Raw genomic sequence first — 22179 nt, forward strand, 5'->3', positions numbered from 1 at the left:
GGCGGCGACATCGCCCGCGGAACCGCCTACGGCAGCGCCAGCATCCGCTCCAGCGCGAGCTGCGCGAGGTCCGCCGTCTCCTGGTCGACCTGGATGCGGTTGACCTCGTTGCCCTCGGCCAGCGATTCCAGCGTCCAGACCAGGTGCGGCAGGTCGATCCGGTTCATCGTGGAGCAGAAGCAGACCGTACGGTCGAGGAAGACGATCTCCTTGCCCTCCGGGGCGAAACGATTCGCCAGGCGCTGTACGAGGTTCAGCTCCGTACCGATCGCCCACTTCGAGCCGGCCGGGGCCGCCTCCAGCGCCTTGATGATGTACTCCGTCGAGCCGACGTGGTCCGCCGCCGCCACGACCTCGTGCTTGCACTCCGGGTGCACCAGTACGTTCACGCCCGGGATCCGCTCCCGTACGTCCCGTACGGAGTCCAGCGAGAAACGCCCGTGCACCGAGCAGTGGCCACGCCACAGGATCATCTTGGCGTCCCGCAGCTCCTGCCGGGTGAGGCCGCCGTTCGGCTTGTGCGGGTTGTAGAGGACGCAGTCGTCGAGCGACATCCCCAGGTCACGCACCGCCGTGTTCCGCCCCAGGTGCTGGTCGGGCAGGAAGAGCACCTGCTCGCCCTGCTCGAAGGCCCAGTTCAGAGCACGCTCGGCGTTCGAGGACGTGCAGATCGTGCCACCGTGCTTGCCGGTGAACGCCTTGATGTCCGCCGAGGAGTTCATGTACGAGACGGGCACGACCCGCTCGGCTATGCCCGCGTCCGTCAGCACGTCCCAGCACTCCGCGACCTGCTCCGCCGTCGCCATGTCCGCCATGGAGCAGCCCGCCGCGAGGTCCGGCAGGACGACCTTCTGGTCGTCGGTCGTCAGGATGTCCGCGGACTCGGCCATGAAGTGCACACCGCAGAAGACGATGTACTCGGCGGCCGGCCGCGCCGCCGCGTCCTTGGCGAGCTTGAAGGAGTCGCCGGTCACATCGGCGAACTGGATGACCTCGTCGCGCTGGTAGTGGTGGCCGAGGATGAACACCTTCTCCCCGAGCTTCTCCTTCGCCGCACGGGCGCGCGCCACCAGGTCGGGGTCGGAAGGGGAGGGCAGATCGCCGGGGCACTCCACGCCGCGCTCGCTGCGCGTGTCGGCCTCCCTGCCGAGCAGCAGCAGGGCGAGGGGCGTCGGCTGGACGCCGAGATCCTGGACGGCGAGATCCTGAACGGGCTGGGCCGTGGTCACGTCACGCACCCTCTCTTCTCAGCAGATGCTTCTCGGCAGCCGCACCTTTTCGTCTCATTGACGCTATCTATCATAGCCGCTTCATGTCACGTTGACGATGGCCATAGCGTCGATGTGACGCATTCCGGTGCGGCGGCCGGTGTGCGAGCATGAAGGCAGGGAAAGACACGTGCCGGCGCCCGGAATGAATCCGTGGCCGAGCAGGTTGCACTGTCGGCAAGCAGTCCGTACAACCCGGGAGAGAAGCAGATGTCCGTATCGGACGAGACCACCACCGTGAGCGACGGCATCCTCCTGTCCGACGCCGCCGCGGGCAAGGTCAAGGCACTGCTGGACCAGGAAGGCCGGGACGACCTCGCCCTCCGCGTCGCCGTCCAGCCCGGCGGCTGCTCCGGCCTCCGCTACCAGTTGTTCTTCGACGAGCGCTCGCTCGACGGCGATGTCGTGAAGGACTTCGACGGCGTCAAGGTCGTCACCGACCGGATGAGCGCCCCGTACCTGGGCGGCGCCTCGATCGACTTCGTCGACACGATCGAGAAGCAGGGCTTCACGATCGACAACCCGAACGCGACGGGCTCCTGCGCCTGCGGTGACTCCTTCAGCTAGGACTCGCCCCCAGCAGCGGTACGACGAAAGGCGGCGGCGCTCCCCTCACGGGAGCGCCGCCGCCTTTCGCGTACGCGGCCTTCTCGGACCTTCAGTGGCGCGCGATCTTCTCGCCCGTCGTGGTGTCCACGACCTGCCGGTCGCCCAGCGGCTTGTCCAGTGTCACCTTGACGGACTGCTCCTTGGCCAGGGCGATGCAGACCCGCTCGGGATCGGGGTCGGTGACCGTCAGCCGCACCTTCACCGCCGTGCCGCTCTCGTCCGCCGTCGCCGCGTACGTGCTGCACACACCGCCCGTGAAGTGCACCGTCAGGGTCCGCCCGGCCGCCTCGTACGACGTGGCGCGCGGTCCCTCGGCCGTGCCGGGGTCGGCCGCGCCGGGGCCGCCGGGCAGCTCCTTGTGCGGGGGCGGGGGCGAGGACGGGGGCTTCGGCGCCGCCTTCTTCAGGAACTTCGGCGCCACGGCGGGGTGCGTGACCGTGTACGGCGCCGAGCCGTCGCCTGGCGCCACCTCGAAGAGCCAGGACGGTACGAGCGCCCCGCGCCCGTCCACCGAGCGCACCGCGAGCCCGAAGACCGCCTCGGCGATCTCCACGGACTCCGGGGTCCGCTGGGACTTCTGGGTCGTCGCGCCGCTCTTCGAGGCGCACGGGAGCGCCGGCGGTACGTCCGAACCCGTGCCCGCCCTGCTCTCCTCCAGCGGTACCGGCGTCGCGCAGCCGCCGATCCGGCCGGCGCCCGAACCGCTGCCCGAACCCGCGCCGTCCGCCGCCTTGTTCAGCTCCTTCAGCGCCTCAGCCGCGCTGATCACCGGATACGCGTCACCCCGCTCCGGGGTCGTGAGCTGCCCGTAACCGCCGGTCACCCGGCCGTCGGGGTCCACCTGGATCGCCGTCGACCAGCCGTACGTGGGCAGCCCGCCGATCACCGGGTCCGCGTTGACCACCCGGACCGCGCCCATGAGCCGGCTCGCGTCGATGTCCGCGTCGTCCTGGCGCAGCGCCTTCAGCACCGGCGCCGCGGCCTTCTTCGCCGCCGCCTCGCCGACCGCCCCGTCCTCGCTGCCCGGCGCGAAGGAACCGCTGCCGGAGGCGCCGGCCCCCGCGCCGCCACCGCTCGGGCAGCTCTTGCCCTTGAGACAGTTGTCGCCGCCCGGCGCTGCCCCGAACTCCGCGAACGTCCACGCCCCAGGCGCCTGCTTGGCGACCCGCAGCAGCGGGCCCGAGCCGTCCTTGTCCGTGCCGACCTTCCAGGACGTCCCGTCCGACCGGGGCGTGCCCGTCATCCCGAACGCCTTCGCCAGCCGGGCCACATCGGCCGCGGCGACCGTGCCGCTCGTACGGTAGACGCGGGCGGTGTCCGGCCCCGCGGGCAGCTCGCCCGTGGCGCGGTAGACGACCCCGCTCGGATCCGGCTCACCGGGCGCGATGCCCGGCGGCGGGGAGTCCCCGGAGCCCGCGCCCGGGCTCGTGGCGCCCGTCTCCGCAGCCGGGGCGTCGAGGGCGAGCAGCGGCGGGTTCCCGTCGCCCGCACCGCCCTTGCTGTCGCCGCTGCCACCGGCTCCGCCGCCGGAGTTGCCGAAGGCGCTCGTGGCGAAATACGCGCCTCCGCCCCCGGCGATCAGGACCGCCGCCGCCACCGCGGCGACGGCGAACGGTGAACGCCTGCCGCGCGAGCGGTCAGCGCTGTCGGCTGTGTTCTCGTCGGGCCGCTCCGTGCTGGTCACCGCTGCGCTCCTTCGACTCCGTGTTTCGTTGCCCTGGCACCGGTGGGACGGAAGAGAGCGGCGTGCGGTTCCCCGGTGGGGCCGTCCGGGGCAGGAGTTACGCCGTCCGGGTGGAGGCGGCCGTATCCGGACATCCCGTCGATCACCCCTACGGGTGGGCCGAGCTGCCACTTAGGGGAGAGCGCCGCGAACGGGTAGCGTGAACTGTCCACCGTTCTCCCTCATCAGGAGCGTTCACGCCGTGCGAATCGCAGTCACCGGCTCCATCGCCACCGACCATCTGATGACCTTCTCCGGCCGTTTCGCGGACCAGCTTGTCGCGGATCAGCTCCACACGGTCTCCCTCTCCTTCCTGGTCGACAACCTTGAGGTGCGCAGGGGCGGTGTCGGCGCGAACATCGCCTTCGGCATGGGCCAGCTCGGCACCAACCCGATCCTGGTCGGCGCCGCCGGCCAGGACTTCGACGAGTACCGCGCCTGGCTCGACCGGCACGGTGTCGACACCGACTCCGTACGGATCTCCGAGGTCCTGCACACCGCGCGCTTCGTCTGCACGACGGACGCCGACCACAACCAGCTCGGCTCCTTCTACGCGGGCGCGATGAGCGAGGCCCGCCAGATCGAGCTGAAGAAGGTCGCCGACCGCGTCGGCGGCCTCGACCTCGTCGTGATCGGCGCCGACGACCCGGAGGGCATGCTCCGGCACACCGAGGAGTGCCGTACGCGCTCCATCCCGTTCGGCGCGGACTTCTCGCAGCAGATCGCCCGTATGGAGGGTGACGAGATCCGCACCCTTCTCGACGGCGCCACGTACCTCTTCTCCAACGAGTACGAGAAGGGGCTCATCGAGGCCAAGACGGGCTGGACCGACGCCGAGATCCTCTCCCGCGTCGGCCACCGCGTCACGACCCTCGGCAAGCGCGGCGTCCGTATCGACCGCGTCGGCGAGGAGCCGATCCTCGTCGGCTGCCCGGAGGAGGAGGCGAAGGCCGACCCGACCGGCGTCGGCGACGCGTTCCGTGCCGGATTCCTCTCCGGTCTGGTCTGGGGCGTCGGCCTGGAGCGCGCGGCCCAGGTCGGCTGCATGCTCGCCACCCTCGTCATCGAGACGGTCGGCACCCAGGAGTACACCCTGGCCAGGACCCGCTTCATGGAGCGCTTCACCAAGGCGTACGGCCACGACGCGGCGGCGGAGGTCCAGGTCCACCTGGTCTAGGCACCGCCGGACAGGGCCCGGCGTCACGACACCCGGCGGACCACATACGCGACACCGTGGTCCGCCGGCTGCTCGCCCACGTACTCCTGACCGCGCATCTCGCACCACGCCGGGATGTCCAGCCGCGCCGCCTCGTCGTCCGAGAGCACCGTCACCGTCCCGCCCACGGGCACCTCGCCGAACACCTTGGCCAGCTCGATCACCGGGATCGGACAGCGCCGCCCGAGCGCGTCCACCACCACAGAGGCCCCCACCGGGTCCGTCGCTGCCACAGGGCGGGCCCCGCCCGCCCCGGCCGGTGCCCCCAGCTTCTCCCGTACGCCGGTCACCACCCCGGGCAGCAGCTCCAGGAACCGGTCCACCTCCGCCTCCGGCGTCCCGGCGGGGAGCGAGATCCGGACGTTTCCCTCCGACAACACGCCCATCGCGCGCAGCACATGGGACGGCGTCAGCGTGCTGCTCGTACAGGAGGACCCCGAGGAGACCGAGAAGTCCGCCCGGTCCAGCTCGTGGAGGAGCGCCTCCCCGTCGACGTAGAGACAGGAGAACGTCACGAGATGGGGGAGCCGGTGCTCCGGATGCCCCACCACCTCCACGTCGGGCACCAGCTCGGGCACCCGTGTCCTGATCCGGTCCACCAGCGCCCGCAGCCTGACCGCCTCGGCCGCCGCCTCGGCGCGCACCGCGCGCAGCGAGGCCGCCGCCGCCACGATCGCCGGGATGTTCTGGAATCCGGGGGAGCGCCCCGACTCCCGCTCGTCGGCCGGGCCGCGCGGGGCGAACCTGACCCCCTTGCGCACGGCCAGCAGCCCCACGCCGGCCGGACCGCCCCACTTGTGCGCGCTCCCCGTCAGCAGCGACCACGCGCCCTCCACCGGGCCCCAGCCCAGCGACTGCGCCGCGTCCACCAGCAGCGGGACGCCCCGGCTGCGGCACACCTCGGCGACCTCGGCCACCGGCTGCTCCGTACCCACCTCGTGGTTGGCGGACTGGAGGCAGGCCAGCGCCGTGTCCTCGTGCAGGGCACCGGCGTACGTGTCCGGCACCACCGCCCCGTACCGGTCCACCGGCACCTCGGTCACCGTGCCGCCGGTCGCCGCCTCGTGGGCGGAGGCCGCGTGGAGCACCGAGGAGTGCTCCACGGCGGAGACGGTCACCCCGAGCCCGACCCGGCGGCGGCCCGACAACACGCCCGACATCCCCGCGTGGACCGCATGTGTCCCCGAAGGAGTGAAGACGAGTTCGTCGGGGCGACAGCCGACAGCCTCCGCGGCGGCCTCCCGGGCCGCGTCCAGCAACAGGCCGGCCCGGCGCCCCTCGCGGTAGAGCCGGGCGGGGTCCGCCCATCCCTCGTCCAGGGAAGCCTGAAGGGCCTGCCGGGCCACGGGGTGCAGCGGGGCTGAGGAAGCGGCGTCGAAGTAAGGCACGCCCGCCACGCTAACCCGCCGCCGGAGGGGGCGTCAGAAGCGGACCCGGGGCGGCCGGTCGGGGCGCGCGGGCGCCCCGGAATAGCACAGTCCACCCCTTCGGGGAGTCGGGCGGCGCGTTGGGCACCCTCCCCGCACACCCTGAAATCGCGTCCAGTAGGGTTTGGTCCGCATAAACATCCACACCCCCGCCCGCGTCAGGGTCGGCGACCGACCACGAGACGGCCGCGGCCCGCCGCGCGGGCGAGACTCTCGGGAAGGCGCTACGTGAGTCCCAACGGCTCCGACCGCTCGTCGCGGCGCCCGATGCGGCGGAAGCTGCCGCAGGTGCTGACTGCGGGCCTGATCCTCGCGACCTCCACGGGTTGCACATACAAGGACTTCCCCCGCCTTGGAATGCCCACCCCAGTGACGGAGGAGGCTCCCCGGATCCTCTCCCTCTGGCAGGGCTCGTGGGCGGCAGCGCTCATCACGGGCGTACTGGTTTGGGGGCTGATCGTGTGGAGCGTCATCTTCCACCGGCGCAGCCGTACCAAGGTGGAGGTACCTCCGCAGACCCGGTACAACATGCCCATCGAGGCGCTGTACACCGTGGTCCCGCTCATCATCGTGTCGGTGCTCTTCTACTTCACCGCACGGGACGAGTCGAAGCTCCTCACCCTTTCCGCGAAGCCCGCCCACACGGTCAACGTGGTCGGCTACCAGTGGAGCTGGGGCTTCAACTACATCGAGAACGTGGACGGCAACGCCGCCACGGGCAACGAGGTCCCCAAGGAGCTCGACGCCATCCCCAACCGGTTCACGAAGGACTTCCCCAAGGGTGCGGAGGGCGTCTACGACTACGGCGTCCCGGGCACGCGGAACCCGCAGACCAACAACCCGGGTCCGACGCTGTGGCTGCCCAAGGGCGAGAAGGTCCGGTTCATCCTGACCTCGCGTGACGTCATCCACTCCTTCTGGGTGGTGCCGTTCCTGATGAAGCAGGACGTCATCCCGGGGCACACCAACTCCTTCGAGGTCACCCCGAACCAGGAGGGCACCTTCCTCGGTAAGTGCGCCGAGCTCTGCGGTGTCGACCACTCGCGGATGCTCTTCAACGTCAAGGTGGTCTCTCCGGAGCGCTACCAGAAGCACCTGGAAGAGCTGGCCAAGAAGGGCCAGAACGGCTACATCCCGTCGGGCATCGCGCAGACGGATCCGGCCAGGAATGCGGAGACGAACAAACTGTGAGCATCCTCAACGAACCTCAGGGTGCCGCCGCAGCAGCAGAGGACTCGTACGAGAACGAGCTGCCGGTACGGCGCAAACAGCCGGGCAACGTGGTCGTGCGGTGGTTGACCACCACCGACCACAAGACCATCGGCACGATGTATCTGATCACGTCGTTCGCGTTCTTCTGCATCGGCGGGGTGATGGCGCTCTTCATGCGCGCCGAGCTGGCCCGTCCGGGTACGCAGATCATGTCGAACGAGCAGTTCAACCAGGCGTTCACGATGCATGGCACGATCATGCTGCTGATGTTCGCGACGCCGTTGTTCGCGGGATTCGCGAACTGGATCATGCCGCTGCAGATCGGTGCGCCGGATGTGGCGTTCCCGCGGCTGAACATGTTCGCGTACTGGCTGTACCTCTTCGGTTCGCTGATCGCGGTGAGCGGTTTCATCACACCGCAGGGCGCGGCGGACTTCGGATGGTTCGCCTACTCCCCGCTGTCGGACGCCGTGCGTTCGCCGGGGATCGGCGCGGATCTGTGGATCATGGGGCTGGCGTTCTCCGGGTTCGGGACGATCCTGGGGTCGGTCAACTTCATCACCACGATCATCTGCATGCGCGCGCCGGGTATGACGATGTTCCGGATGCCGATCTTCACGTGGAACGTGCTGCTGACCGGTGTGCTGGTCCTGCTGGCGTTCCCGGTGCTGGCCGCCGCGCTCTTCGCGCTGGAGGCCGACCGTAAGTTCGGCGCTCATATCTTCGACGCGGCCAACGGCGGGTCGTTGCTGTGGCAACACCTGTTCTGGTTCTTCGGGCATCCCGAGGTGTACATCATCGCCCTGCCGTTCTTCGGGATCGTCTCGGAAGTGATTCCGGTCTTCTCGCGGAAGCCGATGTTCGGCTACATCGGTCTGGTGGCGGCGACGATCTCCATCGCGGGTCTCTCGGTGACGGTGTGGGCGCACCACATGTACGTGACCGGCGGGGTACTGCTGCCGTTCTTCTCGTTCATGACGTTCCTCATCGCGGTACCGACCGGGGTGAAGTTCTTCAACTGGATCGGCACGATGTGGAAGGGCTCGCTCTCCTTCGAGACGCCGATGCTCTGGACGGTCGGCTTCCTGGTGACGTTCCTCTTCGGCGGACTCACCGGCGTGATCCTGGCGTCGCCGCCGATGGACTTCCACGTGTCGGACTCGTACTTCGTGGTGGCGCACTTCCACTACGTGGTGTTCGGGACGGTCGTGTTCGCGATGTTCGCGGGCTTCCACTTCTGGTGGCCCAAGTTCACCGGCAAGATGCTCGACGAGCGGCTCGGGAAGATCACTTTCTGGACGCTGTTCATCGGCTTCCACGGCACCTTCCTCGTCCAGCACTGGCTGGGCGCCGAGGGTATGCCGCGCCGGTACGCGGACTACCTCGCGTCGGACGGTTTCACCGCGCTGAACACCATTTCCACGATCAGCTCGTTCGTCCTCGGTCTGTCGGTACTGCCGTTCTTCTACAACGTCTGGAAGACCGCCAAGTACGGCAAGAAGATCGAGGTCGACGACCCGTGGGGCTACGGTCGTTCACTCGAATGGGCGACTTCGTGCCCGCCGCCGCGGCACAACTTCCTCACGCTGCCGCGTATCCGCTCGGAATCCCCCGCGTTCGATCTGCACCACCCGGAGATCGCCGCGCTCGACCAGCTTGAGAACGCGGGCCACGGCGCCCCGGCCGGCGCCCTCGCCGGTGGCAAGGAGGCCGGCAAGTGAAGATCCAAGGCAGGATGTTCATCTGGCTGAGCGTCTTCATCCTCGTCGTGGCCGTCGTGTACGGCGTCTGGTCGAAGGAGCCGGTCGGTACGACGGCGCTGTTCCTGGCCTTCGGGCTGAGCGTGATGATCGGCTTCTACCTGGCCTTCACGGCCCGGCGGATGGACGCGCTGGCGCAGGACAACAAGGAAGCCGACGTCGCGGACGAGTCCGGCGAGGTCGGGTTCTTCGCCCCGCACAGTTGGCAGCCGTTCTCGCTCGCCATCGGTGGCGCGCTGGCCTTCCTGGCCATCGCCATCGGCTGGTGGCTGCTGTACTTCTCCCTGCCGCTGATCCTGGTCGGCCTGTGGGGCTGGGTCTTCGAGTTCTACCGCGGTGAGAACCAGAACCAGTAGACGCGTACGGCATCGACAGGGGGCCCTGCCTCTCCGACCAGGAGAGGCAGGGCCCCCCGTTTGCATCACCCGTCGCGCTGATGGCGGAGAATCTTCTTACCGTGAGCACATGAACCACACGCCACGCTTGCGCACCATCCTGAGCTGCACCGTACTGGTCGTGTCCCTCGGGGCGAGCGCGACCGCGTGCGGTGGCCCCGACACCCACCCGCTCTCCGACAAGCCGTACGACGCAGACGGCCAGATCGTGTTCAGCGTCACCGCGGGCGGCAAGAAGGTGAACCCCGACAAGCCGCTCGAAGTGGTCTCCAAGAACCGTGACGGCCGCATCACGGACGTCACGGCCGTCGACGCGAGCGGTCACTACCTGGCGGGTGAACTCACCGCCGACGGGATGCGCTGGCACTCCACGGCCCCGCTGGCCGCCGGTGCCCGCTACACCGTCAGGGTCGCCACGGAGAACGAGGAGGGCAAGCCCGGCTCCCGGCGGCTCACCTTCGACACCGCGAAGGCGAAGAAGACCCTGGAGGTCGAGTTCGGCCCCGACGCGGGCACGTACGGCGTCGGCCAGCCGATCACCGCCACCCTCAGCCAGCCGGTCAAGTCCAAGGCGGCCAGGGCCGTCGTCGAACGCTCCCTGAAGGTACGTTCCACACCCTCCGCGGACGGCGGCACCTGGCACTGGGTGGACGACGAGACGATGCACTTCCGCCCCAAGGAGTACTGGCCCGCGAACAGCAAGATCACCGCCACCAGCAACCTCGAAGGGGTGAAGATCGGGGACAAGCTGTACGGCAGCGCCACCAAGCCGCTGAAGCTCACCATCGGTGACCGGATCGAGGCCATCACGGACGCCTCGGCGCACTACATGACGATCTACCGCAACGGTGAGGAGATCAACAGCATCCCGGTCACCACCGGGAAGCCGGGCTTCTCCACCCGTAACGGCATCAAGGTCGTGCTCGGCAAGGAGTACTTCGTACGGATGCGCGGCACCACCGTCGGCATCTCCTCGGCCAGCGAGGGGTACGACCTGCCGGTCTACTGGGCCACCCGGGTCACCTGGAGCGGTGAGTACGTGCACGCCGCCCCGTGGTCCGTGGGCTCCCAGGGCGCGGCCAACGTCAGCCACGGCTGTACCGGCATGTCCACCGGTAACGCCGCGTGGTTCTTCGAGACGGTGAAGGAGGGCGACATCGTCCAGGTCATCAACAGCGCCGGTGACTACATGGAGGAATTCGGCAACGGCTACGGGGACTGGAACGTGGACTGGAAGGACTGGCGCAAGGGCAGCGTCCTCCAGGCCGGCCTCAGAGAAGGCAGCTCGCCCGCCGACTCGGCACGCCTGCGCCCGGCGATCTAGAGCGCCTCTGACGGCGCTGACGGCCCGGACGGCGGTCGTGTGGGCCCAGGCCCCCGCGACCGCCGTTCCGGGTACGGGAGCGGGGCTCAGGCCTCCACGGAGAGCCTGGAGCGCAGCAGGGAGGCCAGGGCGTCCGCGAAGCCGACCGGTTCGACCGGCAGCGTCACCGCGGCGTCCGCGCGGCTCCAGGTGGCCAGCCAGGCGTCCTGCGGGCGGCCGATCAGCAGCAGCACGGGCGGGCAGTGGAAGATCTCGTCCTTGATCTGCCGGGAGACGCCCATACCGCCGGCGGGGGCCGTCTCGCCGTCCAGCACGCAGACGTCGATCCCGCCGCGGTCCAGCCGCTCGATCACCGCGGGAAGGGTCGCGCACTCCACGAACTCGACCGGTGGGACATCGGCGGCCGGCCGCCGGCCCGCCGCCAGCCTGACCTGCTCGCGGGTGTTCGCGTCGTCGCTGTAGACCAGCACGGTGGCGGTCGGCTGCATTGTTCCTCCGTGACATCGGTGTCTGCGGGGGCTCCAGGGCTCCACGGCCCTGAACCGATGCGCGGATCGTACTCCGTCGGACACCCTGTCAGCACGGGTAAGGACAGCCCTTCGCTGGGCCGTTCGAGCTGGACACAGCCCATGGACACACCGAACGGCACCCCGGGAGTCAGCGCGGGATAAGCGACCGACATAATGTCGGTCGTGGCGACAGCAACGACAGTAGAAACCGGGCACGCGCACCCGTCGGTCAATCGGCCGAACCTCACCAGTGTCGGAACCATCATTTGGCTGAGTTCCGAGCTGATGTTCTTCGCGGCCCTCTTCGCGATGTACTTCACCCTGCGATCGGTGATGGGGGCTGAGTACTGGAAGGAAATGGCTCATGCCCTGAACGTCCCGTTCTCAACGGCGAACACGACGATCCTGGTGCTCTCCTCCCTCACCTGTCAGCTCGGCGTCTTCGCCGCCGAGCGCGGTGACGTGAAGAAGCTCCGAGCGTGGTTCGTGATCACGTTCGTGATGGGTGCGATCTTCATCGGCGGCCAGGTCTTCGAGTACACCGAGCTGGTCAAGAAGGACGGCATCTCGCTCTCCTCCGACCCGTACGGCTCGGTGTTCTATCTGACCACCGGCTTCCACGGTCTGCACGTGACGGGGGGTCTGATCGCGTTCCTGTTCGTCCTGGGCAGGACGTACGCGGCCAAGAGGTTCACCCACGAGCAGGCAACCGCCGCCATCGTCGTGTCCTATTACTGGCACTTCGTCGATGTCGTCTGGATCGGCCTTTTCGCCACGATCTACTTGATCAAGTAGCGGGACGCCGCGCCCGACGCGCGCCGCCCTACGCACACAGTCCAGAAGCACCGACGCAGAAGATCCTGACACCGGGGTAATCCGTGAAAAAGCTCTCCGCACGACGACGCCATCCGCTGGCGGCGGTCGTCGTCCTACTCTTCGCGCTGGCGGTCACCGGGGGGCTGTACGCCGCGTTCGCGCCCGCGAGCAAGGCACAGGCTGACGAAACCGCCCAGTCCCTGGCCATCGAGGAGGGCAAGAAGCTCTACTCGGTCGGCTGCGCAAGCTGCCACGGGACCGGGGGTCAGGGTTCCTCCGACGGTCCGAGCCTGGTCGGCGTCGGCTCCGCCGCCGTGGACTTCCAGGTCGGCACCGGCCGGATGCCGGCCCAGCAGCCCGGCGCGCAGGTACCGAAGAAGAAGGTCATCTACTCCCAGAAGGAGATCGACCAGCTCGCCGCGTACGTCGCGTCCCTCGGCGCCGGTCCGATCACGCCGACCGAGAACCAGTACAACCCCGACGGTGCCGACATCGCCAACGGTGGCGACCTGTTCCGTACCAACTGCACCCAGTGCCACAACTTCACCGGTGAGGGTGGTGCGCTGACACACGGCAAAACCGCACCGAGCCTTGAGGGCGTGGATCCGAAGCACATCTACGAGGCCATGCAGACCGGCCCGCAGAACATGCCTTCCTTCCCCGACTCCACGATGCCGGAGCAGCAGAAGAAGGACATCATCGCGTACGTCAAGGCGGTGAACGGGGATGAGACCGTCAGCCCCGGCGGCCTCTCCCTCGGCGGCCTCGGCCCCGTCAGCGAGGGCCTGTTCGCCTGGATCTTCGGACTGGGCGCATTGATCGCCGTTGCCGTCTGGGTCGCGGCCCACACCGCTAAGGCCAAGAAGTCATGAGTAGCCAAGAGAATTCAGTAGACGAGAACCTGCCGAGCGGGCACGACGCCGCGCACGGCGAGGTGGAGCGCGCCGACGATCCCTTCGCGGATCCGGGGATGCCGGCCCACAAACCGCGGATCCAGGACATCGACGAGCGGGCGGCCAGGCGGTCCGAGCGCACCGTCGCCGGCCTGTTCCTGCTGTCGATGCTGGCGACGGTGGCGTTCATCGCCTCCTTCGTCGCCTTCCCGGTCGACAAGAGCGCCTTCATCTTCCCGTTCGGGCACGTCAGCATCCTGCACTTCTCGCTGGGTGTGACCCTCGGTGTCGCCCTGTTCGCCATCGGCGCCGGCGCGGTCCACTGGGCACGCACGCTGATGTCGGACGTGGAGATCGCCGACGACCGGCACCCGATCGAGGCGCCGCCCGAGGTCAAGGCGAAGGTCCTGGAGGACTTCGCCGCGGGTGCGGCCGAGTCGGGCTTCGGCCGGCGCAAGCTGATCCGCAACACGATGTTCGGCGCGCTGGCGCTCGTACCGCTCTCCGGCGTCGTGCTGCTGCGCGACCTCGGTCCGCTGCCCGAGAAGAAGCTCCGCACGACGCTGTGGGCCAAGGGCAAGCAGCTCATCAACATGAACACGATGGAGCCGCTGCGTCCCGAGGACGTCATCACGGGCTCGCTGACGTTCGCCATGCCCGAGGGCCTGGACCAGCACAGCGAGGAGTTCCAGAAGGAGATCGCCAAGGCCGCCCTGATGATCGTCCGGATTCAGCCGGACGAGATCAAGGACAAGCAGGAGCTGGACTGGTCCCATCAGGGGATCGTGGCGTTCTCGAAGATCTGCACCCACGTCGGGTGCCCGATCAGCCTGTACGAGCAGCAGACGCACCACGTGCTCTGCCCGTGCCACCAGTCCACCTTCGACCTCTCCGACGGCGCGCGCGTCATCTTCGGCCCCGCCGGTCACGCTCTGCCGCAGTTGCAGATCGGCGTGAACGCTGAGGGCAACCTTGAGGCACTCGGCGACTTCGCCGAGCCCGTCGGCCCTGCCTTCTGGGAGCGCGGATGAGTACCACGACAACCACAGCCACGACGGACGACAAGGCCCGCAAAGCGCCCGCGGGCGAGCGCGTGGCCGACTGGGCGGACGGCCGGCTGGGCATCTACGGCCTGGCCAAGGCCAACATGCGGAAGATCTTCCCGGACCACTGGTCCTTCATGCTCGGGGAGATCTGCCTCTACAGCTTCATCATCATCATCCTCACGGGTGTGTATCTGACGCTGTTCTTCCACCCGTCGATGAACGAGGTGGAGTACCACGGCGGTTACGTCCCGCTCCAGGGCGTGATGATGTCGGAGGCGTTCGCCTCCACGCTGGACATCAGCTTCGACGTCCGCGGCGGTCTGCTCATCCGGCAGATCCACCACTGGGCGGCGCTGATCTTCCTCGCGGCCATGATGGTCCACATGATGCGCGTCTTCTTCACGGGCGCCTTCCGCAAGCCGCGCGAGGTCAACTGGCTGTTCGGCTTCCTGCTGTTCGTCCTGGGCATGTTCACCGGGTTCACCGGCTACTCGCTCCCCGACGACCTGCTCTCCGGCACCGGGGTGCGGTTCATGCAGGGCGCGGTCCTGTCCGTGCCGATCGTCGGAACGTACCTGTCGATGTTCCTGTTCGGCGGCGAGTTCCCCGGCGGCGACTTCGTGGCCCGGTTCTACTCGGTCCACATCCTGCTGCTGCCCGGCATCATGCTGGGCCTGGTCGTGGCCCACCTGATCCTGGTCTTCTACCACAAGCACACGCAGTTCGCGGGCCCCGGCAAGACGAACACCAACGTCGTCGGCATGCCGCTGCTGCCGGTCTACATGGCCAAGGCCGGAGGCTTCTTCTTCCTGGTCTTCGGGGTCATCACGATCGTCTCGGCCATCGCCACGATCAACCCGATCTGGGCCCTCGGCCCGTACCGGCCCGACCAGGTCTCCACCGGCGCCCAGCCCGACTGGTACATGGGCTTCTCCGAAGGCCTCATCCGAGTGATGCCCGGCTGGGAGATCAACGCGTGGGGACACACGCTCGTCCTGGGTGTCTTCATCCCGCTGATCATCTTCCCGCTGGTGCTGGTCGCGATCGCGGTCTACCCGTTCGTCGAGTCCTGGGTCACCGGCGACAAGCGCGAGCACCACATCCTGGACCGCCCGCGCAACGTACCGACCCGTACGGCGTTCGGTGTGGCCTGGCTGACCTGGTACTTCATCCTGCTGATCGGTGGCGGGAACGACCTGTGGGCGACGCACTTCCATCTGTCGATCAACGCGATCACCTGGTTCGTCCGGATCGCCTTCTTCGCCGGACCGGTCATCGCCTTCATCGTCACCAAGCGGATCTGCATCGGTCTCCAGCGACGCGACGCCGAGAAGGTGCTGCACGGACGCGAGTCCGGTGTCATCAAGCGGCTGCCGCACGGTGAGTTCGTCGAGGTGCACACCCCGCTGGACCAGGCTGACCTGCACAAGCTGACCGCGCACGAGCAGTACAAGCCCGCCGAGCTCGGCCCCGAGACCGACGAGAACGGGGTACGCCGCAAGGTGTCGCCCGTCGAGAGGCTCAGGGTCAAGCTGAGCAAGGGCTACTACGGCGAGCACAACCAGCTTCCCAAGCCCACCGCGGAGGAGTACAAGGAGATCACCAGCGGCCACGGCCACCACTGATCGCCCGGCCTGAAACAGGTCGCCACCACCGAGGGCCCCGGCCCGGTCTCCCCAGGGAGCCGGCCGGGGCCCTCGGCGTGCTGCTCCACGAGTCCGCCGCATCCGCCGCGTCCGGAGTACGGGCACCCCTCCGCCGGGCCCGGCGTACGCCGATAGGCTTGCGGCCGGGCCGTACGCCGTCACGCCGTACGAAGCCCACGCAGCCGTCCCAGACACCCAGGAGCGAGCATGAGCGCTGTTACCCCCGTCGGAGGCGACACCGTGGCGGCCCGCACCTGGCCCGGCGTACTGAACCCCCTGCTGCGCGGCGAGAACCTGTCCACCGACGACACGGCGTGGGCCATGGACCGCATCATGAGCGGCGAGGCCACCGACGCGCAGATCGCCGGCTTCGCGGTCGCGCTGCGGGCGAAGGGCGAGACCGTCGAGGAGGTCTCGGGGCTGGTCCGCGCGATGTACGCGCACGCCAACACCATCGAGGTGCCCGGCCGTACCGTCGACATCGTGGGCACCGGCGGCGACCTCGCCAAGACCGTCAACATCTCCACGATGTCCGCGATCGTCGTGGCGGGCACCGGCGCCAAGGTCGTCAAGCACGGCAACCGCGCCTCGTCCTCCGCGAGCGGCGCCTCCGACGTACTGGAGAAGCTCGGCGTCAATCTGGAGCTGACGCCGGGGCGGGTCGTGGAGGTCGCGGAGGAGGCGGGCATCACGTTCTGCTTCGCGGTCAAGTTCCACCCGGCGCTCCGGTACGCGGCCAAGGCGCGCAAGGAGCTGGGCGCGCAGACCACCTTCAACATCCTCGGCCCGCTCACCAACCCGGCCAGGGTCAGATCCCAGGCCGTGGGCGTGGCGGACGCGCGGATGGCGCCCATCGTCGCCGGGGTACTCGCCGCCCGCGGCAACTCGGCGCTGGTCTTCCGCGGCGACGACGGACTCGACGAGCTGACCACCACCGCTACCTCGCGGGTGTGGACCGTACGGGACGGCAAGGTCACCGAGCAGCCCTTCGACCCGCGGGACGTCGGCCTGGAACTGGTCCCCGTGGAGGCGCTGCGCGGGGCGGACGCCTCGTACAACGCCGATGTCGCGCGCCGGCTGCTGGCCGGCGAGGGCGGACCCGTACGGGAGGCCGTGCTGCTCAACGCGGCGGCGGCGCTGGTGGCGCTCGACCCGACGGGGGACCCGCTGGAGACCCAGCTCGTGGCGGGCATCGCGCGGGCCGCTGAGGCGATCGACTCGGGCGCGGCGCGGGACGCGCTGGCCCGCTGGGTGGCCGCCAGCAACGCCTGACCGCTTGACGGCGGGAGGGGGCCGGGACGCGGAACACGCGCCCGGCCCCCTCCTGTTGGACGGCGGGCTCCGCGCGCGTAGCGCCCGTCCCGTATCGACTGTCCCGTGTCGCCCGTCCGTACCGCCTGTCCCGTATCGCGGACAGCGACTTGGGCGGTCCGGGCCCCTGTGCCATACTTTCGGCCAAGGTCATGAGTGACAGCGATTAAGGCCCCGGCTCGCTGTCCGGCAACCCTCCGTCCGTGGCGGGGTGCCCCGGGTGAAGACCAGGCCGTAGGCAGCGAGGTCTGCGGCAAGCGCGGACCCCTTGCCACCTTTGGGGTCCTGGTCCTCAAGGGAGCAGTCTCGTGAGCAAGCGAATGCGTTAGGGCTTCAGGATCCGTCCGGATCCTCGCCCCTTCTTCAACCACCTCCGCGCGGTCCGTTCCGTGCGTCGAGGCATCCCCCGCATCCGGCGCCGCTCCGTCATGGAGTCGTGGAGCCGTGCGGGTCCTGAAGCCGTTCCGACTTTCCTCGCCGGGAGACAACGCCATGTCCGCACGCCCGAACGCCGCCGCCCCCACTGCCACCGCCGTCGCCGACGACCCCGCCTGTGGAGCGCCGCTCCCCGTGCTCGGCGCCGATGTGACCGTCCCCCTCGTCACCGGCGGCGAGGTGACGTACGCGGCCCTCGACTACGCGGCCAGCGCCCCGGCCCTCCAGCGGGTGTGGGACGACGTCGCCGCGTACGCCCCGTACTACGGCAGCGTCCACCGCGGCGCCGGCTACCTCTCGCAGCTCTCCACGGACCTCTTCGAGAGCAGCCGCCGCACGGTCGCGGAGTTCCTCGGCTGCCGCGCCGGCGACCAGGTCGTCTTCACCCGCTCGACCACCGACTCGCTCAACCTGCTGGCCGCCGCGCTGCCCGCCGACTGCCAGGTCTTCGTCTTCGAGACCGAGCACCACGCGTCCCTGCTGCCCTGGCGCGACGCCCGGGTCACCTACCTCGACGCCCCGCGCACCACGGACGAGGCCGTCGCCACCCTGGAGCGCGCGCTCGCCTCGCGCGACCCGCAGGGCCCGGCGCTGGTCTGTGTGACGGGTGCGTCCAACGTGACCGGTGAGCTGTGGCCCGTACGAGAGCTGGCCGCCGCCGCACACGCCCACGGCGCCCGGATCGTGCTCGACGCCGCGCAGCTCGTACCGCACCACGCCGTGGACATCGCGGATCTCGGCGTCGACTGGATCGCTTTCTCCGGCCACAAGCTGTACGCGCCGTTCGGCTCCGGGGTGCTCGCTGGTCGCGCCGACTGGCTCCAGGCGGCCGAGCCGTACCTCGCGGGCGGCGGCGCCAGCCGCAAGGTGGCGCGCCGTGCCGACGGCGGCGTGGACGTCGACTGGCACACCACGGCCGCCCGGCACGAGGCGGGCTCGCCCAACGTCATCGGCGTCTACGCGATCGCCGCCGCCTGCAAGGCGCTCACCGAGGCCGGCTTCGACGCGCTGGCCGCGCGGGAGCAGCGGCTGGTCGCCGAGGTGCGCGCCGGTCTGGCGGAGGTGCCCGAGGTCAAGGTGCTCTCGCTCTTCGGCGACGACGCGGCGCGGGTCGGCGTGCTGTCGTTCGTGGTCGAGGGGTGGAACAGCTCGCACTTCGCCGCCGCGCTCTCCGCGGAGTACGGCATCGGCGTACGGGACGGTCTGTTCTGCGCCCACCCGCTGGTCAGGACCCTGCTGGGCAGCGACCCGCAGGACCCGGGGGAGTGCGGCGCCCCGGAGGCGGAGCCGGGCGAGCGCTCGCTCAACGCGATCCGGGTCAGCTTCGGCGCGGGGACGCCGGACGAGCACGTGGAGCGCTTCGTGCGGGCGGTGCGGGAGCTGGTGAGCGACGGCGCGCGGTGGAACTACCGTACGGAGGAAGGCCGTTGCGTCCCGGACCGGGACGGCGCCGCCGCGTAACCCTGTACCTGCCGGAGGCGGTCCTACGCGTCGAGTCCGATCGCGAAGGCCGCCTCCAGGTCGTGCTGGGAGTACGTACGGAACGCGACGTGGGTGTCCGTGCCCTCGACGCCCTCGATCTTGCTGATCCGGCCGGGGATCACATCCGCCAGATCGTCGTGCCGGGCGACCCGGACCATGGCGATCAGGTCGTACGTACCGGTCACCGAGAAGACCTCGCTGACGCTGTCCAGCGCCGCGATCGACTCCGCGATCTCGGGGATCCGGTCCACGCTGGTCTTGATGAGCACGATCGCGGTGATCACGGTTGGCGTTCTCCCTCGGTGGCCGCTGGCTGGGCTCTCACTCTATCGGTACGCCAGTACCGTCCCCAGGCGTAGAGGAAGCCCGCGCCGAAGCCCACGAGGTGCGCCAGATAGGCGATGCCGGGGCCCTCTCCGGCGCCGTGCGCGGCCAGCCACTGGAGCACGAACCAGAAGATCAGCACGATCCAGGCGGGGAAGCGCAGCGGCAGGAAGAAGAGGAACGGGAAGAGGCTGGTGACCCGTGCCCGGGGGAAGAGGTACAGGAACGCGCCGAGCACCCCGGAGATCGCGCCCGACGCCCCGACCAGGGTCTGGGAGGAGGCGGCGTTCGCGAGCGCGTACACGAGGAGCGCGAGGGCGCCGGTGGCGAGGTAGAAGAGCAGGAACGCGGCGCGGCCCATCCGCTCCTCGGCCATCGCGCCGAAGACATGCAGGAAGAGCATGTTCCCCAGCAGGTGCAGCCAGCTCCCGTGGACGAAGAGCGCGGTGAACGGGGTGAGCAGGGCCCGCGGCTCGCCGTGCGTCAGCTCGCTCGGGATGACGCCCCACCGCTCGAAATAGGCGCTCTGCGCGGCCAGCAGCGCGTCGCCCTTTCCGTACGCGGGAGTGAATCCCGAGAGCGGGCTGAGGAGGAAGGCCAGACAGCACAGGGCGATCAGCCCGTAGGTCACCAGGGGCGCTCCGTACGCCGTACGCCTTTTGCTCACGGACAGAGCATGGCGTACCGGTCCCTAACGGTGCAGAGCGCCTCGCCGGGGCGCGGGGGAGCCGCGAGGCCGTAGGGTTGCCGGGTGCCATCCGCGGTTCGACGCCGCACCGCGGGGCACCGCATAGGGACGAAGAAAAGAGGACGGCACGATGGCAGCAACTCCGACGGTTCCGCAGCCCACGGCCTCCACCCGGTGGCGCTGCACCTTGTGCGGCAATCTGACCCGGTTCGATGTGACGCGCTCGTCGAAGGTCGTCGAGTACGTCCATCTGGACCTGGCCGGGGAGCCGAAGGTCGAGGAGCGTGAGGTGGTCAGTGAGACCATCGAGTCGGTGCGGTGCCGTTGGTGCAACGCGGTGGATCAGATCGAGCTGGTGGACAGGCCGGGTGCCGGTTCCTGAGGGAGCCGCCCGTAAGGGGTGGATGGGGTGACGGATCGTGGAGCAGCCCGCGAGTGGCGCTGAGCCGGCCGGTGCGGCCGGCGGTGACGCCGCGGAAACGCTCGACCGCCCGCTCCCCGACGGGGTACGGCGCCGGGTCGTCGCGCTCGTCTCGGACGCCTTCGGCGGGCTGACGGTCACGGAGCTGCCCGCCCAGCTCCGGCAGTACGCGCGCTTCGCCCCGAACAGGCGTGCGAAGTTCGCGGGTAACGCGATGGCCGCCGCGCTGGAGAGCGACCCCGTCTTCCGGCAGCGGATCGGCGAGCGGATCGGCCAGGCCCAGCCGGAGCTGGCCGCCGCCCTGGAGTCCGGATCGCCCCCCGCCGCAGCTGATCCCGTCGATGTGGCCGCCGCCGCGTACGTGCTCAGGCCCCCCGGATGGGTGAAACTGGTCGCCGCCGCCGGCGAGGAGGCGCAGCGCGCCGACGCCGAGCGCGCCGACGAGGAGAACCGGCGCGAGCTGGAGCGGCTGCGCGAGGAGCTGGCCGCAGCCAGGTCCCTCACCAAGACCGAGACGGAGCGGCTGCGCACGGAGCTGGACACCGCGCGCAAGGAGACCGAGACGCTCCACCGCAAGCTGCGCAGCGCGCTGAGCGATGTGAAGCGCGGCGAGGCCGCCCTGCGCCGTACGCACGCGGAGTCCGAGGCCCTCCGGGCGGAGAGCGCGGCCCAGGTGTCGGCGGCGGAGAGCGAGACGCGCCGGATCAGGGCGCGGCTCGCGGAGGCGGAGTCGGCGGTCGAGTCGAGCCGCAGGGCCGCCCGCGAGGGGCGCTCGGTCGAGGACATGCGGCTGCGGCTGCTGCTGGACACGGTGCTGGAGTCGGCCCAGGGGCTGCGGCGCGAGCTGGCGCTGCCGCCCGCCGCGAGCCGGCCCGCGGACACGGTCGACGCGGTGGAGCCCGGCCGGATGTCCCCCAAGGATGTGGCGGCGCGCGCGCTCTCCGATATGGATCCGGCGCTGCTCGATCAGCTTCTGGCGCTTCCGCAGGCGCATCTGATCGTCGACGGCTACAACGTGACCAAGACCGGTTATCCCACCATGCCGCTGGAGAAGCAGCGGCTGCGGCTGCTGGGCGGGCTCGCCATGCTCGCCGCGCAGTCGGGCGCCGAGATGACCTGTGTCTTCGACGGCGCGGAGCTGGTCGCGCCGGTGCTGCTCGCACCGCCGCGCGGGGTGCGGGTGCTCTTCTCCAAGCCGGGGGTGACCGCGGACGAGCTGATCCGTCAGCTCGTCAGGGCGGAGCCGCCGGGCCGGCCCGTGGTGGTGGCCTCCACCGACCGTGAGGTCGCGGACGGGGTCGCGAAGGCCGGCGCCAGACCGGTCGCGTCCGCCCTGCTGCTGAAGCGGCTTTCGCGCGTCTAGCTGACGTCCGGTCAGCTCTGGTCATCTCTGGTCATCCCTGGTCGGATCTGTCCTGACCGGGTCCGCTCTGGCGGTCTCTGCCTGCCTCTGACTACCTCTGGCTGTCTCTGGCTATCTCTGGTCAATCAACAGTGGCAATGACCGAATTGGGCGCTACTTGTATGGGCGTGGCGTCAAATGTCCGCTACTGCATGTGTATTGCCGCTCTGCTGTCTGTAGGGCGCTTGTAAATAATGTGCTTCGTGACAGAGTTTTTCCTTGCAAGGATTTGAACTGATCACAAGAAGGTCACTAGGGTCAGGCCTCGAACC

20 protein-coding genes and 1 riboswitch are annotated in these 22179 nt (G+C 69.4%); of the genes, 14 read left to right on the plus strand and 6 right to left on the minus strand.

Annotation, left to right across the window (positions count from 1 at the left end; genetic code table 11):
• Positions 1 to 26: 26 nt before the first annotated feature.
• Positions 27 to 1238 carry a quinolinate synthase NadA gene (nadA, locus tag ACIBJC_RS24135; RefSeq protein ID WP_399295718.1) on the minus strand — a complete coding sequence of 404 codons (1212 nt, stop codon included), beginning with the start codon at positions 1236 to 1238 and terminating at the stop codon, positions 27 to 29.
• Between the two features lie 240 nt (positions 1239 to 1478).
• Here nadA and ACIBJC_RS24140 point away from each other — a divergent pair, with 240 nt between their 5' ends.
• Complete coding sequence (locus tag ACIBJC_RS24140) at positions 1479 to 1835, plus strand: iron-sulfur cluster assembly accessory protein (protein WP_329826308.1); 357 nt, start codon at positions 1479 to 1481, stop codon at positions 1833 to 1835.
• A gap of 91 nt (positions 1836 to 1926) precedes the next feature.
• Here the strand turns inward: ACIBJC_RS24140 and ACIBJC_RS24145 are convergent, their stop codons facing one another.
• Positions 1927 to 3561, minus strand: a complete 1635-nt coding sequence (locus tag ACIBJC_RS24145; RefSeq protein ID WP_399295720.1) for a hypothetical protein — start codon at positions 3559 to 3561, stop codon at positions 1927 to 1929.
• Between the two features lie 241 nt (positions 3562 to 3802).
• Here ACIBJC_RS24145 and ACIBJC_RS24150 point away from each other — a divergent pair, with 241 nt between their 5' ends.
• Entirely contained in the window at positions 3803 to 4777 is a 975-nt protein-coding gene (locus tag ACIBJC_RS24150; protein WP_399295722.1) for a carbohydrate kinase family protein, read from the plus strand.
• A 23-nt stretch (positions 4778 to 4800) separates the two neighbouring features.
• Here ACIBJC_RS24150 and ACIBJC_RS24155 read toward each other — a convergent pair whose 3' ends face one another.
• Positions 4801 to 6204 carry a cysteine desulfurase/sulfurtransferase TusA family protein gene (locus ACIBJC_RS24155; RefSeq protein ID WP_399295724.1) on the minus strand — a complete coding sequence of 468 codons (1404 nt, stop codon included), beginning with the start codon at positions 6202 to 6204 and terminating at the stop codon, positions 4801 to 4803.
• 267 nt (positions 6205 to 6471) lie between these two features.
• Here ACIBJC_RS24155 and coxB point away from each other — a divergent pair, with 267 nt between their 5' ends.
• The 4 genes from coxB to ACIBJC_RS24175 all read left to right on the plus strand — a co-directional run bounded on the left by coxB (position 6472) and on the right by ACIBJC_RS24175 (position 10934).
• The gene (coxB, locus tag ACIBJC_RS24160) at positions 6472 to 7434 is read left to right on the plus strand and encodes a cytochrome c oxidase subunit II (protein WP_399295726.1); all 963 of its coding nucleotides are present in this window, start codon (positions 6472 to 6474) and stop codon (positions 7432 to 7434) included.
• Positions 7431 to 9176 carry a cytochrome c oxidase subunit I gene (ctaD, locus tag ACIBJC_RS24165; protein ID WP_399295729.1) on the plus strand — a complete coding sequence of 582 codons (1746 nt, stop codon included), beginning with the start codon at positions 7431 to 7433 and terminating at the stop codon, positions 9174 to 9176. The genes coxB and ctaD overlap by 4 nt, the downstream gene beginning before the upstream one ends.
• A complete protein-coding gene (locus ACIBJC_RS24170; protein ID WP_399295730.1) occupies positions 9173 to 9571 on the plus strand; it encodes a cytochrome c oxidase subunit 4 in 399 nt (132 codons plus the stop codon). Before ctaD ends, ACIBJC_RS24170 begins: the two co-directional genes overlap by 4 nt.
• Before the next feature lie 109 nt (positions 9572 to 9680).
• Complete coding sequence (locus tag ACIBJC_RS24175; RefSeq protein ID WP_399295734.1) at positions 9681 to 10934, plus strand: Ig-like domain-containing protein; 1254 nt, start codon at positions 9681 to 9683, stop codon at positions 10932 to 10934.
• Between the two features lie 86 nt (positions 10935 to 11020).
• On the opposite strand, the gene ACIBJC_RS24180 is transcribed toward ACIBJC_RS24175, so the two are convergent.
• Entirely contained in the window at positions 11021 to 11422 is a 402-nt protein-coding gene (locus tag ACIBJC_RS24180; protein ID WP_399295736.1) for a hypothetical protein, read from the minus strand.
• A gap of 195 nt (positions 11423 to 11617) precedes the next feature.
• Between ACIBJC_RS24180 and ACIBJC_RS24185 the strand changes: the two genes are divergently transcribed.
• The 6 genes from ACIBJC_RS24185 (at position 11618) to ACIBJC_RS24210 (ending at position 19051) form a co-directional block, all read left to right on the plus strand.
• Positions 11618 to 12238: a heme-copper oxidase subunit III gene (locus ACIBJC_RS24185; protein WP_399295738.1), complete on the plus strand. Its 621-nt coding sequence runs from the start codon at positions 11618 to 11620 to the stop codon at positions 12236 to 12238.
• Positions 12239 to 12321: 83 nt separating this feature from the next.
• Complete coding sequence (locus ACIBJC_RS24190) at positions 12322 to 13131, plus strand: c-type cytochrome (protein WP_399295740.1); 810 nt, start codon at positions 12322 to 12324, stop codon at positions 13129 to 13131.
• Positions 13128 to 14183 carry a Rieske 2Fe-2S domain-containing protein gene (locus ACIBJC_RS24195; protein WP_399295742.1) on the plus strand — a complete coding sequence of 352 codons (1056 nt, stop codon included), beginning with the start codon at positions 13128 to 13130 and terminating at the stop codon, positions 14181 to 14183. The genes ACIBJC_RS24190 and ACIBJC_RS24195 overlap by 4 nt, the downstream gene beginning before the upstream one ends.
• Positions 14180 to 15823, plus strand: coding sequence for a cytochrome bc complex cytochrome b subunit (locus ACIBJC_RS24200; RefSeq protein ID WP_399295744.1), 1644 nt, complete (start codon positions 14180 to 14182; stop codon positions 15821 to 15823). Before ACIBJC_RS24195 ends, ACIBJC_RS24200 begins: the two co-directional genes overlap by 4 nt.
• Positions 15824 to 16051: 228 nt before the next feature.
• Positions 16052 to 17116 carry an anthranilate phosphoribosyltransferase gene (trpD, locus tag ACIBJC_RS24205; RefSeq protein WP_399295746.1) on the plus strand — a complete coding sequence of 355 codons (1065 nt, stop codon included), beginning with the start codon at positions 16052 to 16054 and terminating at the stop codon, positions 17114 to 17116.
• Between the two features lie 187 nt (positions 17117 to 17303).
• Positions 17304 to 17421, plus strand: a riboswitch (SAM riboswitch).
• Positions 17422 to 17647: 226 nt separating this feature from the next.
• A complete protein-coding gene (locus ACIBJC_RS24210) occupies positions 17648 to 19051 on the plus strand; it encodes an aminotransferase class V-fold PLP-dependent enzyme (RefSeq protein ID WP_399295748.1) in 1404 nt (467 codons plus the stop codon).
• Positions 19052 to 19074: 23 nt separating this feature from the next.
• Here the strand turns inward: ACIBJC_RS24210 and ACIBJC_RS24215 are convergent, their stop codons facing one another.
• Complete coding sequence (locus ACIBJC_RS24215; RefSeq protein ID WP_399295750.1) at positions 19075 to 19356, minus strand: Lrp/AsnC family transcriptional regulator; 282 nt, start codon at positions 19354 to 19356, stop codon at positions 19075 to 19077.
• Positions 19353 to 20027 carry a rhomboid family intramembrane serine protease gene (locus ACIBJC_RS24220; protein WP_399296042.1) on the minus strand — a complete coding sequence of 225 codons (675 nt, stop codon included), beginning with the start codon at positions 20025 to 20027 and terminating at the stop codon, positions 19353 to 19355. Before ACIBJC_RS24220 ends, ACIBJC_RS24215 begins: the two co-directional genes overlap by 4 nt.
• A gap of 187 nt (positions 20028 to 20214) precedes the next feature.
• Here ACIBJC_RS24220 and ACIBJC_RS24225 point away from each other — a divergent pair, with 187 nt between their 5' ends.
• Entirely contained in the window at positions 20215 to 20466 is a 252-nt protein-coding gene (locus tag ACIBJC_RS24225) for a hypothetical protein (protein ID WP_329825984.1), read from the plus strand.
• A 37-nt stretch (positions 20467 to 20503) separates the two neighbouring features.
• On the plus strand, positions 20504 to 21868 hold the full coding sequence (locus ACIBJC_RS24230) for an NYN domain-containing protein (protein WP_399295752.1): 1365 nt from the start codon (positions 20504 to 20506) through the stop codon (positions 21866 to 21868).
• Positions 21869 to 22179 lie beyond the last annotated feature (311 nt).

The sequence above is a fragment of the Streptomyces sp. NPDC050509 genome, from assembly GCF_044457965.1.
Classification (GTDB): domain Bacteria; phylum Actinomycetota; class Actinomycetes; order Streptomycetales; family Streptomycetaceae; genus Streptomyces.